The 15,086-nt window shown below is 51.5% G+C and carries 15 protein-coding genes; 4 read left to right on the top strand and 11 right to left on the bottom strand.

Annotation, left to right across the window (positions count from 1 at the left end):
- Positions 1 to 12: 12 nt before the first annotated feature.
- The gene (uspG, locus tag NNO08_RS17530; protein WP_005120854.1) at positions 13 to 441 is read right to left on the bottom strand and encodes a universal stress protein UspG; all 429 of its coding nucleotides are present in this window, start codon (positions 439 to 441) and stop codon (positions 13 to 15) included.
- A gap of 196 nt (positions 442 to 637) precedes the next feature.
- Positions 638 to 1,048: a nucleoside diphosphate kinase regulator gene (rnk, locus tag NNO08_RS17525; protein WP_005120853.1), complete on the bottom strand. Its 411-nt coding sequence runs from the start codon at positions 1,046 to 1,048 to the stop codon at positions 638 to 640.
- Positions 1,049 to 1,321: 273 nt separating this feature from the next.
- On the opposite strand from rnk, the gene NNO08_RS17520 reads away from it, so the two are divergent.
- Entirely contained in the window at positions 1,322 to 2,152 is an 831-nt protein-coding gene (locus tag NNO08_RS17520; protein ID WP_271457195.1) for an alpha/beta fold hydrolase, read from the top strand.
- Between the two features lie 96 nt (positions 2,153 to 2,248).
- Positions 2,249 to 2,872, top strand: coding sequence for a flavin reductase family protein (locus NNO08_RS17515; protein WP_271442585.1), 624 nt, complete (start codon positions 2,249 to 2,251; stop codon positions 2,870 to 2,872).
- Positions 2,873 to 2,913: 41 nt separating this feature from the next.
- On the opposite strand, the gene rna is transcribed toward NNO08_RS17515, so the two are convergent.
- The 8 genes from rna to citC form a co-directional block, all read right to left on the bottom strand.
- Entirely contained in the window at positions 2,914 to 3,720 is an 807-nt protein-coding gene (gene rna / locus NNO08_RS17510; protein WP_271457194.1) for a ribonuclease I, read from the bottom strand.
- Positions 3,721 to 3,843: 123 nt separating this feature from the next.
- On the bottom strand, positions 3,844 to 5,307 hold the full coding sequence (citT, locus tag NNO08_RS17505) for a citrate/succinate antiporter CitT (protein WP_003831271.1): 1,464 nt from the start codon (positions 5,305 to 5,307) through the stop codon (positions 3,844 to 3,846).
- Between the two features lie 25 nt (positions 5,308 to 5,332).
- Complete coding sequence (gene citG / locus NNO08_RS17500; RefSeq protein WP_271442587.1) at positions 5,333 to 6,238, bottom strand: triphosphoribosyl-dephospho-CoA synthase CitG; 906 nt, start codon at positions 6,236 to 6,238, stop codon at positions 5,333 to 5,335.
- Positions 6,207 to 6,761, bottom strand: a complete 555-nt coding sequence (gene citX / locus NNO08_RS17495; protein WP_271455582.1) for a citrate lyase holo-[acyl-carrier protein] synthase — start codon at positions 6,759 to 6,761, stop codon at positions 6,207 to 6,209. The genes citG and citX overlap by 32 nt, the downstream gene beginning before the upstream one ends.
- 3 nt (positions 6,762 to 6,764) lie before the next feature.
- Complete coding sequence (citF, locus tag NNO08_RS17490) at positions 6,765 to 8,297, bottom strand: citrate lyase subunit alpha (protein ID WP_040232565.1); 1,533 nt, start codon at positions 8,295 to 8,297, stop codon at positions 6,765 to 6,767.
- A 9-nt stretch (positions 8,298 to 8,306) separates the two neighbouring features.
- Positions 8,307 to 9,215, bottom strand: a complete 909-nt coding sequence (locus tag NNO08_RS17485; RefSeq protein ID WP_137384520.1) for an aldolase/citrate lyase family protein — start codon at positions 9,213 to 9,215, stop codon at positions 8,307 to 8,309.
- On the bottom strand, positions 9,212 to 9,508 hold the full coding sequence (gene citD / locus NNO08_RS17480; protein WP_005120843.1) for a citrate lyase acyl carrier protein: 297 nt from the start codon (positions 9,506 to 9,508) through the stop codon (positions 9,212 to 9,214). The genes NNO08_RS17485 and citD overlap by 4 nt, the downstream gene beginning before the upstream one ends.
- A complete protein-coding gene (gene citC, locus NNO08_RS17475; protein WP_137384519.1) occupies positions 9,505 to 10,581 on the bottom strand; it encodes a [citrate (pro-3S)-lyase] ligase in 1,077 nt (358 codons plus the stop codon). Before citC ends, citD begins: the two co-directional genes overlap by 4 nt.
- A gap of 389 nt (positions 10,582 to 10,970) precedes the next feature.
- Here citC and dpiB point away from each other — a divergent pair, with 389 nt between their 5' ends.
- The gene (gene dpiB / locus NNO08_RS17470) at positions 10,971 to 12,632 is read left to right on the top strand and encodes a sensor histidine kinase DpiB (protein ID WP_271449874.1); all 1,662 of its coding nucleotides are present in this window, start codon (positions 10,971 to 10,973) and stop codon (positions 12,630 to 12,632) included.
- Positions 12,601 to 13,281: a two-component response regulator DpiA gene (dpiA, locus tag NNO08_RS17465; RefSeq protein WP_271442590.1), complete on the top strand. Its 681-nt coding sequence runs from the start codon at positions 12,601 to 12,603 to the stop codon at positions 13,279 to 13,281. The genes dpiB and dpiA overlap by 32 nt, the downstream gene beginning before the upstream one ends.
- Positions 13,282 to 13,397: 116 nt before the next feature.
- Here the strand turns inward: dpiA and dcuC are convergent, their stop codons facing one another.
- Positions 13,398 to 14,783 carry an anaerobic C4-dicarboxylate transporter DcuC gene (gene dcuC / locus NNO08_RS17460; RefSeq protein WP_271449873.1) on the bottom strand — a complete coding sequence of 462 codons (1,386 nt, stop codon included), beginning with the start codon at positions 14,781 to 14,783 and terminating at the stop codon, positions 13,398 to 13,400.
- Positions 14,784 to 15,086 lie beyond the last annotated feature (303 nt).

The raw sequence follows: 15,086 nt of genomic DNA, 5'->3' as shown, positions 1-15,086 counted from the left end.
CCTCTTTTTTTATTAGCGAACGACCAGCACCGGTAAGGTGGCGTGGCGGACAACGCTTGAGGCGTTAGAGCCGAGCAGATGGGTGCTAATTGATGGGTTACGCGACCCAATGACCACCACATCTGCATTCAACTCTTCACCCAATTCGTTTACCACATCACGCACGCTACCAAAGCGAACGTGCTGCTTAATGCGGGAAGGATCGATACTGAAGTGACCGACCATCGTTTGCAGACGGGTTTCCGCTTCGTGTTGCAGATGCTCTTCAAAACGACGAACGTCAGCGGCAAAACGGTGCAGACTCAGACTGGCAGAACCCGGGAGCACATGCAGCAGATGGATAACCCCTTTATCTTGTGCCAGAAATTCTGCATGGCGAACAGCCTTGTCGCTCAGTTCCATTTCGAATACATCAACAGGCATTATGATTGTGTTGTACATAAACATTCTCCTTGTCATTACATGAACACATAACAGCATAGTATTAAAAATGATTCTGTCAGTCACGACACAGATTTATGTTTTGCGAACAGGAGAAAAGGAAGTGCAGCAAATGAAAGAAAGCAGAGGTTGAAGCGGAAAGAGGATGCGGATGCATCCCCTGTAAGATAAAGCGAGTCGCTTTGATAAGACAGAGTTAGCGCAGGTAGTCGCCTGCAGCTTCAGGCTGGTACTCAAGCTCGATGACTTCGAGGTGGGTCGATGTACCGCCCGGTAATTCCCAATGGATCGTATCGCCAACGCGCAGACCCAGAAGCGCTGCACCGACGGGTGCCATTACCGAAAGCTGTGTACTGCTGTCAGTCATATTGGCCGGATATACCAGGGTACGTACACGCACTTCGCCATCGCTCAGATTGCGGAATTTCACGCGGCTGTTCATGGTCACCACGTCGTGCGGCATGGTTTCCGGGGAACACATTTGGGCGCGATCCAGTTCAGCGTTTAATGCGTCCGCTATCGGTAAACCAGCAAACGCAGGTTGCTCCAACAGGCGGTCAATGCGTTCCGCATCGAGGTCGTTAATGATAATAGTTGGTCTGGACATTTATTACTCCATGTCGTCGATACTGCGGATGCGCAGGTAAATAATCCCAAAAGAAAACCCTCACCGTCAGGCGGCAAGGGTTTAGCTTTTATGATGATACTGAGACTTACCCCTGGTTTGAAGTGATTTAGTTCACATTCAGGCAAATCATCAATATTGCTGCAGATGAAGGGGGTGGCAAAAAACGTGATCGTTCTCAAATTTGCATTATGCTTTTTAAGCGCTCGCTGCGGGCGCACCACGACAACTCAGTGTTCCTCGACAGGAGATCTCATGAGCCAGTACGACAAACTTACCTTAAAAGATGGCAGCTATTTGCATTTCAAAGACTGGGGAAGCGGCCAGCCCATTGTGTTCAGCCATGGTTGGCCGCTGACCGCAGATGCGTTTGAAGATCAGATGCTGTTTCTCGGGTCGAAAGGATTTCGTGTGATAGCCCATGACAGACGAGGGCATGGGCGTTCGGCCCAACCCTGGGATGGCAATAATATGGATCAGTATGCTGACGATTTGGCCGAACTTACCGCGCATCTCAATCTCAAAGATGCTGTGCATGTCGGGCACTCTACCGGCGGTGGCGAAGTTGCTCGTTACATTGGCCGCCATGGGACGCAGAGGGTAGCAAAAGCGGTACTCATTGGTGCGGTAACCCCCATCATGATCAAAACCGACTTTAACCCGAATGGTGTACCTAAGGAGGTGTTTGATGGCATTCGTGAAGGCGTTGTGAACGATCGTGCCGCCTTTTTCTATGAGTTGACGGCCGCATTCTATGGCTACAATCGACCGGGCGCAAAGGAGTCGAAGGCGGTCCGTGAAAGTTTTGTCGAACAGGGCTTACAAGGATCAATCAAAGCACTGTACGACTGTATACATGCTTTCTCGGAAACAGACTTGCGTGAAGATCTCAAAAAAATGACCATTCCGACGCTGGTAATTCATGGTGATGACGATCAGATTGTCCCGTTTGAAACCTGCGGTAAGGTCGCGGCAGAAATCCTACCAGATGCACAGTTGAAGGTGTATGCCGGAGGATCTCACGGTATTTGCACCACCCATAAACACCAGATCAACGCCGATCTACTCGGCTTTATTCAGTCGTAATCGTTCGTGGATTGTTCTACGCTGATCCTCTTCCGCCAGGGGGATGAGCGAAGCATAATTTATGCTTAGCAGAGGCTAACTTCACCAGAGAAAACTATGTATTTCTATCAACCGTCACAGGGACACGGGCTGCCACATGATCCGCTCAATGCCATTATTGGGCCGCGCCCTATTGGGTGGATTGCGTCGAGTGACAGTAACGGTCGGCATAATCTGGCACCGTACAGTTTTTTTAACTGTTTTAACTATCATCCGCCGATTATCGGTTTTGCCAGCAGCGGCTGGAAAGACAGCGTGCGGAATATTATCGAAACAGGTGAGTTTGTCTGGAACCTGACTACCCTTGAGTTGGCCAGCGCGATGAACGAAACGTCGGCCAGTCTGCCGCACGGCGAGGATGAGTTCTTTGCCGCAGGGCTTTGCAAAGCCGAAAGTCGGTTAGTTAATGTGCCACGCGTGGCACAAAGTCCCGTCAATTTTGAGTGTCGTTTATCTCAGAGTCTGCAATTGACGACCGCAGATGGCACCCCTGTTGAAACCTGGCTGATATTGGGTGAGGTGGTCGGTATCCACATTGATGAATCGCTGCTGGAAGAGGGCATCTACCAGACGGCGAAAGCGCACCCGGTACTGCGTGCAGGTGGGCCAAGTGCGTATTATTCAATTGATGAATCACATCGCTTTGATCTGGTGCGTCCGGATGCGCGTCCAAAACGTTAAGCCGTCAGACCGACGCCGGGTGTGCGCGTCGGTCTCCCTGTTTAGTATCCCGTTTTGTCGATAATAAACTGTTTACCGCAGTTACCCGGATGCGGTTGCGGCAGGAATGAACGGGATGATAAAGGTTGGTTGATGGCATCGGCTTTTAATGAAAACTGGATCTCCGTCAGATAAGCGGGGTTGCCGTGACAACTTAGCTTCACTGCTTTGATATTCTCTTTGCCCCAGTTTTTAGCGAATGCGGCGTCAAATGCGCTACGGCTAACCGTTTTGCCGTAGTTATCTGCCAGAAACTTGCCCGTCTCGCTACTCTTAATCTCATTGTTCAACCGCACCATGGTGCCGAAGTACGCGTCGGGATCAAAACCAAAACAGGCGCCATGTTTGGCATATTCATAACGTTCCAGACAGGATGTTCCGCCAGCACCGGGCATGACGGCGCTTAACTTCGCCGCACTCTCCAGTGACAGACCGGTTTGTGGTGCGGCGCATTTCCGGCTGGCGCGAGCTTCAGGCAGGTTGGGAATAGGGCGCGTTGCACAGCCAAAACGCATCCAACGACGATTATCGACACCGCGGGCGGCAATTGAGTTTGGCAGGCTGGGCCACAGGCCGTGAACCGTCAGAAAATCTGCTTTATTGTCAGTCTCTTTTTGCAGACGACATTCGTCAGGCTCCTGACGATTACGCTCATGCTGACTCTGACAAAAACCGGTTTGCCAGGAGAGAGCCAGCACGTAGCTGTCAAAATCGCCGTACTGTTTGGCCTCAAGTTGGGAGGCCCCGGCTACTGAAACCGGCAGCAGAAGCGCTGCCAGTAAAGGAAAAGAACGCCATGTTGATGTCATGATGAATTCGGACACTTATATAAATTCTGAATATCATCTATTTAATCATAAAAAATGCCAGTCAGGTTTAGCTGACTGGCATCATTTTAGCTATGCGTTTTGACTATGCGTAAAGCGCGCGGATTAGCTCCACATTGCCAGAATCGGCCAGCCGACCAGCAGAAGCATAGCGATGTAGATAACGCCGAAGATAGCACCCAGACGCCAGTAGTCTTTGGATTTCACATAACCACAGCCATAGATGATAACACCAGGGCCAGTGGCATACGGAGTCAGACAGCCCATGATACCGATGGACAGTACCAGCAGGATACACAGATGTTCCATCGGAACGCCCGGGATACCTTTACCAACCGCCAGAATAACCGGCAGCATGGTGGCGGTGTGCGCAGAAAGGCTGGCAAACAGGTAGTGAGCAAAGTAGAACACCAGTACCAGAACGATTACTGTCGCGTTAGGCGAGAAACCTTCCAGGTGTGTGCTCATGGTGTTGGCAAACCAGTCGATGAAACCAGAACGGGTTAAACCGTTGGCCATTACCACCAGCGTGGCAAGGTTGACCAGGGTGTTCCATGCGCTGTTATAGCGAGTAATGTCTTTCCACGGTACAACATGCAGAGCCAGCATCAGGGAGACCGCCAGCAGACCCACTGCGGTAGCGTCAATCAGCTTGCCGCCAAATACCCACAGGCCAAGGCTGAGCAGTACCAGACCGATCAGCGTTATCTCTTTACGGGTCAGTTTACCCATGCCTTTCAGTTCATCACCGGCCCATGCTGCAACTTCAGCACTGTGGGTGACTTCCGGTTTGTACAGCACGTAAGACAGCCACGGAGCAACGATCAGCAAAATAATACCGACCGGCAGGAAGCTGAGGAACCACTGCAACCAGCTGATTTGAATGCCAGCGATTTTGTTAACGAATTCCAGACCCAGTACGTTTGGCGCAGCGCCGGTAACGAACATAGAGGAGCTCAGGCTGGTACTGATAACCATCATCCACATCAGATATCCGCCGATACGGCGTGCGGAAGGATCGTTAGGGAAGGATTTGAACAGCGGCGGCAGGTTTTTGATAACCGGGAACACTGTACCACCGGTACGCGCGGTGTTGGACGGTGTAAACGGTGCCAGCAGGATGTCGATAATAACAATCGCATAGCCCAGTGTCAGGGTACGTTTACCCATGAATTTCACCAGGAACAGCGCGATACGACGACCCAGACCAGTGACTTCATAACCCAGTGCGAAAATAAACGCACCGAACACCAACCACACGGTGGTGCTGGAGAAGCCTGCCAGACCCCACTTCAGCGCTTGCTTACCCGCTTTAAACGCCGGGTCGGCCAGTTCGGAAGCATCAAACAGCAGGTAGTTGCTGCCAATAACGCAGATCGTGACGGCGATAAAGCTGATCGCTGTTGCCGGGATTGGCTCGAGGATCATACCGACGATCATTGCCACAAATACGGCAAAGTAGTGCCAGGCCTGTGGAGGCATTCCATCAGGAACGGGGATAAGAAACATGACGCCCATTACGACCAATGGGGCCAGTAACTTCCATATTTTATCTTTTGCTAAAGACATGTGTGTGATTCTCCGGAAAGGATCTTTAATTGTGATAATGATGAACTTGCGAAATCTGAGCTAAGAACCAGGTGACGATCAGCAGATCGGCGCAGCCTCCTGGACTGAGGTTGCGTTCGATGCACTGTTGGTCGAACTGGCGTAGGTAATGGAGATCGGCAGGGGTACGAATTCCCCCTTGCTGCAATAATGTGGTGGCCTGCTGTTGTATCCACCGCAGACCCTCAGCGCCGCCACGTGAAGCCACGTTGGTGTCGCCATTGATAGACATCAGCAGCAATAATGTGTCGAGTAACGCCAGTTCAGGGTCGCGGCCCTGAGTCAGCAGTGCGCGGTAGTGCGGCAGGGCATGTTGGATGACGAGCGGATATCCCGCTTCGGCTTCGCCCCGTGCGCCGGTTAATCCCAGTTGCTGATAAAGACGTTGGCCAGCCGTGAGTTGTTGATTGTTCTGGCGCAGTTCGCGCTCGGTCAGGCCTCGGCAAAATGTTGCTGCCGTAGAGCAAATGGTTTCAGCGGTAACAGTCAGTTGGAGCTGGTGCAGGCGGCCAATGGCGGCACACAGCAGTCCCAGAGAAAAGATGCTGCCTTTATGGGTGTTCACCCCGGCGGTGGCGCGAAACATATCGGCTTCGCAGGCCATACCCAGCGGACGCAGTCCTTTCAGTACATCTTCAGGTGACAACTGCGCGCTGAATGCGCCGTATTCGATAAAACGTGGCAGCCAGGCCTGGATAGCCTCTGCGCTGCGATGAAAATCTTCCAGCGCCATATCTTTATGTGCGCCGTTATTAATGCGATCCACCAGCCCAGGCTTGGGCGATAAGTTGACTTCAGTCAGCATGGCGCGCCAGGCAAGTGTTGCGTAGGCGTCGGGCAGATCCAGTGGAAGGACAGCGTTATTCGTCGATGTTGCGGGAATCGGCATCATGCAGCAGTGCCTCCATTTGAATGAGTAAGTCGGAAAGCGCGTGGGTTTTACCCCGCGCGCATTCGGCAGCGCTTTGCTCGCACAACAGACAGCGGCGGGCAGGAAGCGCGAAATGACGGCGGGACAGGATTTCTCCTTCAGGGGTCAGGACATCGATGTCCCATAACCGTCCCAGCGGATGTGAATGCTCAAGCTCGATAGTGGCGAGCTTGAGGTCATGGGCTGACGCCTCGATGGACAACAGACCTTCCGGACCGCTGGCGGAGACCAGCGAAGTTTGCTCCCTGACAATCCAGGATGATTGTTTCGCCAGCGTAAGCAAGGCGATGACGCCGTGATTAAAGATGCGACGGGTTAATTCGCTGTCTTTGATCGGGCCTGGCGCTACCACGGTAAAAGAGACCAATGGCGCGTGATGACGCGCGAGCCAGGCATGTTGCCTTGCTTGTCTCTCATCACGGCTGGCGAGCAGCTCGGGAATGGAAACCGCGTGGCAAGTGGCGTGTTCAGGGAGCAGGTGCATGGCTTATTCCTTCACCTGATGCACAACGTCGATCACTGAACCATCGCGGTAACGCACTACGGCAATGACGCGGTCGGTGAATTCGATTGCGCGTGGCTGGCCGGTAAGTTGCTGTGCACGTTCGCGCAACCATTCAATGGAAACAACTTTCATGCCAGCTTCTTGCAGACGTTCCGCCAGCTCAGGGCGTGCAGGGTTAACGGCGATACCGTGGTCAGTGACCAGGATATCAACGCTGGAACCCGGGGTTACGCAGGTCAGGACGTTATCAACCAGCGTCGGGATGCGCCCACGAACCAGCGGTGCGACGATGATGGAAAGCGCTGCGGCAACCGCTGTATCACAGTGGCCACCGGATGCGCCGCGCAGTACGCCGTCAGAACCGGTCAGTACGTTAACGTTGAAGTTGGTATCCACTTCAAGCGCGCTCAGCACCACGACATCCAGACGATCGACAGAGGCGCCTTTTGAGCCCCAGTTGGCATACTGGTTAGCACTGATTTCAATGTGATTTGGATTGCGTGCCAGAGATTCTGCCGCATTACGGTCGAAGCTCTGTACATCCAGCAGTTTGCGGATTAAGCCTTTCTCATGCAGGTCAACGATGGTGGCAGTGATGCCGCCCAGCGCAAAGTCAGCACGGATGTCGCGGCTGCGCATTTTGTCTTCCAGGAAACGGGTAACGGCCAGAGACGCGCCGCCGGTTCCTGTCTGCAATGAAAAACCTTCTTTGAAGTAGCCGGAGTTAGCAATAACGTCTGCTGCGCTGCGGGCGATCAGCAATTCGCGCGGGTTGGTGGTCATGCGAGTGGCATCAGCACCAATTTTGTCAGCATCACCGACCTGGTCGATTTGTACAATCAGATCTACCTGATCCTGGGTAATGCTGGCGGGATTATGCGGGTAGGTCAGCAGCTGTTCGGTCAGCAGGACAACCTGTTTTGCGTTTTCAGCATCGACACGAGCGTAGCCCAGCGAGCCACAACAGGCTTTACCTGTGTAACCGTTGGCGTTACCAAACGGGTCACAGGACGGCACGCCGAGGAAGGCGACATCAATGTTGAGCTCGCCGCTTTGTACCAGGTGTACACGACCACCGTGAGAGTGGACCTGAACAGGTTCAGCCAGCAGACCGCGAGAGATCTCTTCTGCCAGCGGGCCACGCAGACCAGAAGTATAAATACGGCTGACGACACCCTGACGAATGTGTTCAACCAGCGGCGCATGGCAGTCGCTCAGGGAGCTGGAAGCCAGCGTCAGGTTTTTAAAGCCCATTGCAGCGATGGTATCCATCACCAGGTTGATCGTCAGATCACCGCCACGGAAAGCGTGGTGGAAGGAGATGGTCATGCCATCCTGTAAACCTGAACGGCGAATGGCCTCTTCCAGGTTAGCGCACAGCTTTTTGTTGCGCGGTTTTTGCGCCTGCAATTCAACTTTTGCGGTGCTCTGATAAGCGGAAAGCTCGCTTTCTGCATGACGGCTCCAGGTCGCCACGCGATCCTGTCGTTGAGACTGTTCGATTTTCTGCGTCATTTTTTTGCCTTATTCTTCGCGAATGCCGGAAAGTTCTGCACGGGAGATAACCAGAAGGGCGCGCTCGATAACCGGGCTGTCGACCATCTTGCCGTTCAGTGAAACTACGCCACGGCCTTCACGGGCGGCGGCTTCAGCGGCTTCTACCACCAGACGTGCGTGAGCCAGCTCTTTGCGCGTCGGGGCATACAGGTTGTGCAGGAGTTCAATCTGACGCGGGTTGATGAGCGACTTACCATCAAATCCCAGTTGCTTGATGTGTGCGGCTTCGTGCAGGAAACCCGCTTCGTTATTGGCATCGGAATAGACGGTATCGAATGCCTGAATGCCGGCGGAACGCGCAGCCTGCAGAATTGAGCAACGTGCAAACAGCAGTTCGGTACCTTCCGGGGAGCGTTCGGTACGCAGGTTACGTACGTAGTCTTCTGCGCCGAGAGCAATACCGATCAGACGCTCGGAAGCGTGGGCAATTTCTACCGCGCGGGTAATACCAAGTGGTGATTCGATAGCGGCTAACAGACCGGTGCTGCCGGGTTCACGACCACAGGCGTTTTCAATACGCAGGATTTCGCTTTCGATATCAGTGACATCCTGGGCGGTATCTGTTTTGGGTAAACGCACGATGTCAGCGCCACCGCGTACGACGGCTTCGAGGTCATTGATGCCCCATTCGGAGTCGAGGGCGTTCACGCGTACAATAGTTTCAACGTCGTGATACAGCGGATGCTGCAGCGCGTGATACACCATGCGGCGCGCGGTGTCTTTCTCACGCAGTGCGACGGAGTCTTCCAGGTCGAACATCAGCGCATCTGCCGGGTAGATGAATGAGTTGCTGACCATCGCGGCGTTAGCGCCTGGTACGAACAACATGCTGCGGCGTGTGCGGGATTTACGTTGTTGTAAAGAATCGGAAATCATTGGCAATCCTCCCATGGCAGAGCCGGAATGCCGCTGGCGCGGGCCAGTAATGCTTCCAGTCGCGCACGTAAAATGCAGTCCAGTGCGCCTTTATCATCAACATTTAATTGCACGCCGCGGACGTTATAGCGGGACAGAACGTCCAGAATGGTGGCCCTGATGGCATCACCGAACTGCTTTTCGACGCTACTGTTAACCTGCAGGTCAATATCCTGCGTATCGAGCGGGGCGATGCGGATCATCACATCACCGGACTCGAGAGTGCCTGCGACGGCTGCCTGGTTTATTTTCATTTTTCACCTGTTGCTAATGCGGGGGTATTTTGGCGGACTGTCGCAGCCGATGAGGTTCGCTCAACCATGCTTTGCAAGTAGTGCAGCGTGGCTTCGGGGACCAGGGATGCGATAGCCGTGAGATCTTTTTTAACCAGCAGCTTGCGTACCCAGGAGGCGGAAATCGGCATCTCCTGGAAACACAGCCGCTCAATTTCCACCAGTTCAATCGGCGGGGCGGGAAGTGTTGGGGTCTCCAGCCAGTAGCGCATATCGTTGTTGTACTGGGAGGTGACGGTGCAATACGGCTCAGTACCGACGAAACGGTGCGTAACGCCGAGTGCCGGGGCCAGGTACTGACGGAAAATTTTCAGGTCTATTTCGGTGTAGCAGTGGTTAATAACGCTCTGCTCTTTAATGAAGTAGCACGGGAACGTGGCGCGAGAGATGATGTATTCCGAACCGCGGTGTACGGTTAAACGTGGAATATCTTTAGTCCCTTTGAGTACCAGGTCCAGCCGGTCTTCATACGGGAAACGCGAGGTATCTTCTTTCACCAAAAACAGATGCAGCCAGTCGCACTGTGCGGCGGCTTGCTGGATCAGAAAACGGTGCCCGTTGGTGAAGGGGTTGGCGTTCATCACGATACAGCCAATTTTTTTCCCTTCGCGGCGCTGTTTCGCCAGTGATTCAGCGTAACGTTTGAGGCGAGTGGTGCTGTTTTCCATCAACACCATAATGCCGGGCACGCTGGTCAGCGTCGAAAAACCGCACTGCTTAAACAGTGACTCATACTCGGTTTTGGTATAGATGAAGAGATGGGTGCAATGCCGCTCGTAGGCAAGGTTGATTAACTCAGTCGCCAGCGTCAGCGCTAAGCCTTCACCACGTACGGATTCACAGATAGCGACGCATTTGATGATATTGCCGGCGATACCGCCACAAGCGATCAAGCGGTCGTTACGGGTGACGGTGATAAATACTTCGACGGTGGTATCAACGCTCAAATCGTTCTCTTTCAGAAATTGAGCGATAACCGCCATCTTTTTATTTTCTGAGCGTTTAACTTGCGTGAATATATTATTACCGAACATAGTAAATAGAGCCCCGATGGTATATTTGTTACTGGGTTTCTGTTTTTGTTGCTCTGTTTAGCAACCTGATAACGTTTTGTTTGCAATTGAAGGGAATGTTTTTTTATTACGGAGTATTTCTTTTTTTCCCTGCTGCATACATCGTAAGGAGTATTTTGGAGGTAAATTTTGATTTATTTCACAATAAGTTAGATGGTTTTAATGTGTTTTATGGTTTTAAGTTTTTTAATTAATTTAACCCGGAAATAGCGTGTGGTTTTTATTTGTTTAATTGATTTAAGGTGGGGAATCTGTAACGATCCTATTTTAGGCCGTGACTTGTAAATAAAACATTTTTATTACAAATACAACGAAAAATAAGTTTCGGTTAACGTCGGTGAGGAAAAAACATGTCGGAAAAGAAAAATAAAACACGGTTTCCTTTTTTTCGCAGCCTGGCGTTTCCGTTGCGTATCTTTCTACTCATTCTGGTCGTTTCTGTTTTTATCATCGCGGCATTAGCACAATACTTTACCGCCAGCTTTGAAGATTATCTGGCAACGCATGTTCGTGATATGGCAATGAATCAGGCGAAAATTATCGCCTCGAACGACAGCATTATTACTGCTGTGAAGCACCGTGATTACAAGCGCCTGGCAACGATAGCGGATAAGTTGCAGAGCGGGACTGACTTTGACTATGTGGTTATCGGTGATACCCACTCGATCCGTCTTTATCACCCTAATCCGGATAAAATTGGCTACCCCATGCAGTTCACCAAACCCGGCGCACTGGAGAAAGGGGAAAGCTACTTTATTACCGGTAAAGGGTCTATCGGGATGGCGATGCGCGCCAAAACCCCTATCTTTGATGATGATGGTAAAATCATCGGTGTTGTCTCAATTGGCTACCTGATCAGTAAAATCGACAGCTGGCGCTCGGATTTCTTACTTCCGATGGCAGGGGTGTTCATTCTATTGTTACTGGTGCTTATGTTACTTTCCTGGTTTTTTGCCGCCCATATTCGACGCCAGATGTTGGGTATGGAACCCAAACAAATCGCGCGGGTAGTACGTCAGCAGGAGGCGCTGTTTAGCTCAGTATACGAAGGCTTAATTGCTGTTGACCCTGAAGGGTGCATTACGGCGATAAATCGCAGTGCGAGAAAAATGCTGGGGCTCTCGTCGCCTGGACGTAAGTGGTTGGGTAAGCCGATTGCGGAAGTCGTTCAGCCAGCAGATTTTTTTACCCAGCAGATTGCGGAAAAGCGTCAGGATGCGATGGTTAACTTTAATGGGTTGAGTGTTATTGCTAACCGCGAGGCTATCCGCTCAGGTGATGAACTGCTCGGAGCTATCATCAGCTTTCGTAGCAAAGATGAAATTGCGACCCTGAATGCCCAGTTAACACAAATCAAACAGTATGTAGAAAGTCTGAGAACGCTACGTCATGAACACCTGAACTGGATGTCCACCATCAATGGTCTGCTGCAAATGAAAGAGTATGACCGGGTGCTGGCCATGGTTCAGGGAGAGTCGCAGGCGCAGCAGCAACTCATTGATAGTCTGCGCGGTGCTTTCGCCGATCGTCAGGTTGCAGGCCTGCTGTTTGGCAAGGTACAGCGTGCACGGGAACTGGGCCTCACAATGAGCATTGTCCCTGGCAGTCAACTGCATAAACTTCCTGAGGGGTTGGATAGCACAGAGTTTGCAGCAATTGTTGGCAATCTGCTTGATAATGCTTTTGAAGCCAGTTTGCGTACCCAGCAGGGTAATAAGGTCGTTGAACTCTATCTGAGTGATGAGGGCGATGAGGTGATCATTGAAGTCGCCGATCAAGGTTGTGGCGTACCGGAAGCATTGCGCGAAAAAATATTTGAACAGGGTGTGAGCACTCGTACCGATGAACCAGGCGAACATGGCATCGGTTTGTATCTGATTGCAAGTTATGTGAGGCGCTGTAATGGGGTGATTACGCTCGAAGATAACTCCCCCTGCGGTACCTTATTTTCTTTATTTCTTCCGAAAGTGAAAAAAAACAATGACGGAACCATTAACGCTACTGATCGTTGAGGATGAAACGCTACTGGCGGAAATGCATGCTGAATATATCCGCCATATACCCGGTTTTAGCCAGATATGGCTGGCGGGTAATCTTGAGCAAGCAAGGATGATGATTGAGCGCTTCAAGCCTGGTCTGATTCTTCTGGATAACTACTTGCCGGATGGCAAGGGCATAACTCTGTTACACGAGCTGACTCAGGCACGCTACCCTGGCGGCGTGGTGTTTACCACGGCGGCCAGTGATATGGACACGGTCTCAGAAGCCGTACGCAGCGGGGCGTTTGATTATCTGGTTAAACCCATAGCCTACGAGCGACTGGGGCAGACGCTTACCCGGTATCAGCAACGCAGAAGAATGCTGGCCGGTAATGACAGTGCCAGCCAAAAACAGATTGATGAAATGTTTAATGCATATGCGCGCGGGGAGCCGAAAGGGGATTTGCCGACGGGGATCGACGCGCTAACGCTGAATGCGGTACTGAAGTTGTTTGCTGACCCGACGGTACATCATACTGCGGAAACGATCGCCCAGGCGCTTACCATCAGCCGTACAACATCCAGACGTTACCTGGAGTACTGTGCCAGCCGCCATTTGATCATTGCGGAGATTATTCACGGGAAGGTAGGTAGACCGCAGCGTATTTACCACGGCGGCTAAATGCTGATTTCTGACGTAGGCCGGATAAGATGCTTTAGCATCGACATCCGGCAACGGTGCGGTTTAAATGCCGGATGCGGCGTAGATGCCTTATCCGGCCTGCATTTCACTGAGTATCAGCCGCCAACGACGGCTGAAGAAGAACCTGGTACCATCACTTCAGTGGCGATAATCACAATCAGCAGTCCGACCATCACCGGAACAGAAGTTCGTTTTACGACTTCAAACGGTGAAATCTTCGCCATCCCCGCAACAGCTACAACCACACCGGATACCGGGGAGATTGTGCGCCCGAGGTTGGACGCCTGCAGCATTGGGATCGAAAGATAGGCAGGGTTAATACCGGAAGAGTGCGCCAGTTTTGGGATCATCTCAACGAAGGCGTAGAAAGGCGCGTTACCGGAGCCCGTAGTCATTGCGGCCAGCATGGTCAGAATCACCAGGACCAGCATCAGAATAATACTTGCAGAACCAAATGAGGTGGCGATAGAGATCAGACTCTGAATAAAGCCAATGGTGCTCAGACCCTGAGCAAATACACCGGCTGCAACTAACAGCATGACGACGTTAGCAAAGGCATCTGCCATTCCACGGTAGGCGACTTCCAGACCTGAGAAAACCTTCTGGGTGTTGAATCCGCGGATGAACTCCAGCACTGCGGCAATAAGCATGCACAGCACCAGAATCGTGATGATGTGCAGTTGCGGGCCCCATTTGCCATCAAAAATCAGTACACCGACGATCGGGGTAAACGGCAGAATGGCGTAAAACGAGGGGGCTGTGGTGGTGATTTCTGCCACATCTAACATTTCGTGAGAGATGTTCTCTTTTTTATCCAGATAGCGCTGCCAGAAGTAATGGGCAATCGCCATACCAATAATGGCAGCAATGGAAATCGGCAGCGTGGTTTTAAACGCGAAGTCGATCAGTGGCATTTCCGCTGCTTTTGCAGCCAGCACGACATCCCCGGAAGTTGGAGAAAGAATGATTGCGGCAGGGGAGGCGCAAATGGCCGCCGCAGCACCACGACTGATCCCAACGTTAACCATGACCGGAAAGAGTGTCGCCATCAACAGCACGCCCAGCCCGGTTGCCGAAGAGACGGCCAGTGACATCAGGCAGGCAACAAAATAGGCGGCAATCATTAGCATGTAAGGCGAGTTGATATATTGCAGGGGTTTGGAGGCCAGCTTAACGACCATATCGTTCGCGCCAATATGCGTCATGTAGGCGGCAAAACCACACAGCATCATAATCATCATGCCGAGGTCGCCGCCGCGGCTCATCAGCAAAATTTTAATATATTCAACAATATCTGTCGCGGTGTAACCGGTGCTTTCGGCACTGCCGGGCAGAACTTTGTGTCCCATCAGAGCGCTGATAATCAATAAAACCAGGCCCCCGACAAACAATACGCCGGTTGCGGAATAACCTTTAATGATGTAGCGAGCTACACCCACAATAACAACGACTCCAATAAGGAGTTCTATAAATGTCAACATTGTTTCCCCTGTCATATTGACGCCCAGAAAGTAAAAAAACTAAAAAAAGCATAAAGCGGTGTGAGAATGTGCCTAATAAACACCTGCTCCTTGCTGATTAAAATCAATAAAAATACGGATTCAACCGATGGCGCAGGCGTTTTTTCAACATAGCGGATGAAAAGGGAGTACCGCAATCAAAAACTGTGAAACACTCTGGTTTTATGTGTTGTTTTGCTTTGAAATGATGCATTGATGTTAATTAATTGTAATTTATTTTAGTGTTTGTGCGTAAAGGAAGCAGATTAATAGAAATAAGAATAC

This window comes from Citrobacter sp. Igbk 17 (assembly GCF_028069775.1).
Taxonomy (GTDB): Bacteria; Pseudomonadota; Gammaproteobacteria; order Enterobacterales; family Enterobacteriaceae; genus Citrobacter.
This window is presented reverse-complemented; position numbering and strand designations above follow the sequence as displayed.

Coding starts and splice junctions, on each gene's coding strand:
- citF (WP_040232565.1), bottom strand. CDS start 8,297: ATGACGCAGAAAATCGAACAGTCTCAACGACAGGATCGCGTGGCGACC.
- dcuC (WP_271449873.1), bottom strand. CDS start 14,783: ATGTTGACATTTATAGAACTCCTTATTGGAGTCGTTGTTATTGTGGGT.
- NNO08_RS17485 (WP_137384520.1), bottom strand. CDS start 9,215: ATGATTTCCGATTCTTTACAACAACGTAAATCCCGCACACGCCGCAGC.
- uspG (WP_005120854.1), bottom strand. CDS start 441: ATGTACAACACAATCATAATGCCTGTTGATGTATTCGAAATGGAACTG.
- citD (WP_005120843.1), bottom strand. CDS start 9,508: ATGAAAATAAACCAGGCAGCCGTCGCAGGCACTCTCGAGTCCGGTGAT.
- citG (WP_271442587.1), bottom strand. CDS start 6,238: ATGATGCCGATTCCCGCAACATCGACGAATAACGCTGTCCTTCCACTG.
- NNO08_RS17520 (WP_271457195.1), top strand. CDS start 1,322: ATGAGCCAGTACGACAAACTTACCTTAAAAGATGGCAGCTATTTGCAT.
- NNO08_RS17515 (WP_271442585.1), top strand. CDS start 2,249: ATGTATTTCTATCAACCGTCACAGGGACACGGGCTGCCACATGATCCG.
- citT (WP_003831271.1), bottom strand. CDS start 5,307: ATGTCTTTAGCAAAAGATAAAATATGGAAGTTACTGGCCCCATTGGTC.
- rna (WP_271457194.1), bottom strand. CDS start 3,720: ATGACATCAACATGGCGTTCTTTTCCTTTACTGGCAGCGCTTCTGCTG.
- dpiA (WP_271442590.1), top strand. CDS start 12,601: ATGACGGAACCATTAACGCTACTGATCGTTGAGGATGAAACGCTACTG.
- rnk (WP_005120853.1), bottom strand. CDS start 1,048: ATGTCCAGACCAACTATTATCATTAACGACCTCGATGCGGAACGCATT.
- citX (WP_271455582.1), bottom strand. CDS start 6,761: ATGCACCTGCTCCCTGAACACGCCACTTGCCACGCGGTTTCCATTCCC.
- dpiB (WP_271449874.1), top strand. CDS start 10,971: ATGTCGGAAAAGAAAAATAAAACACGGTTTCCTTTTTTTCGCAGCCTG.
- citC (WP_137384519.1), bottom strand. CDS start 10,581: ATGTTCGGTAATAATATATTCACGCAAGTTAAACGCTCAGAAAATAAA.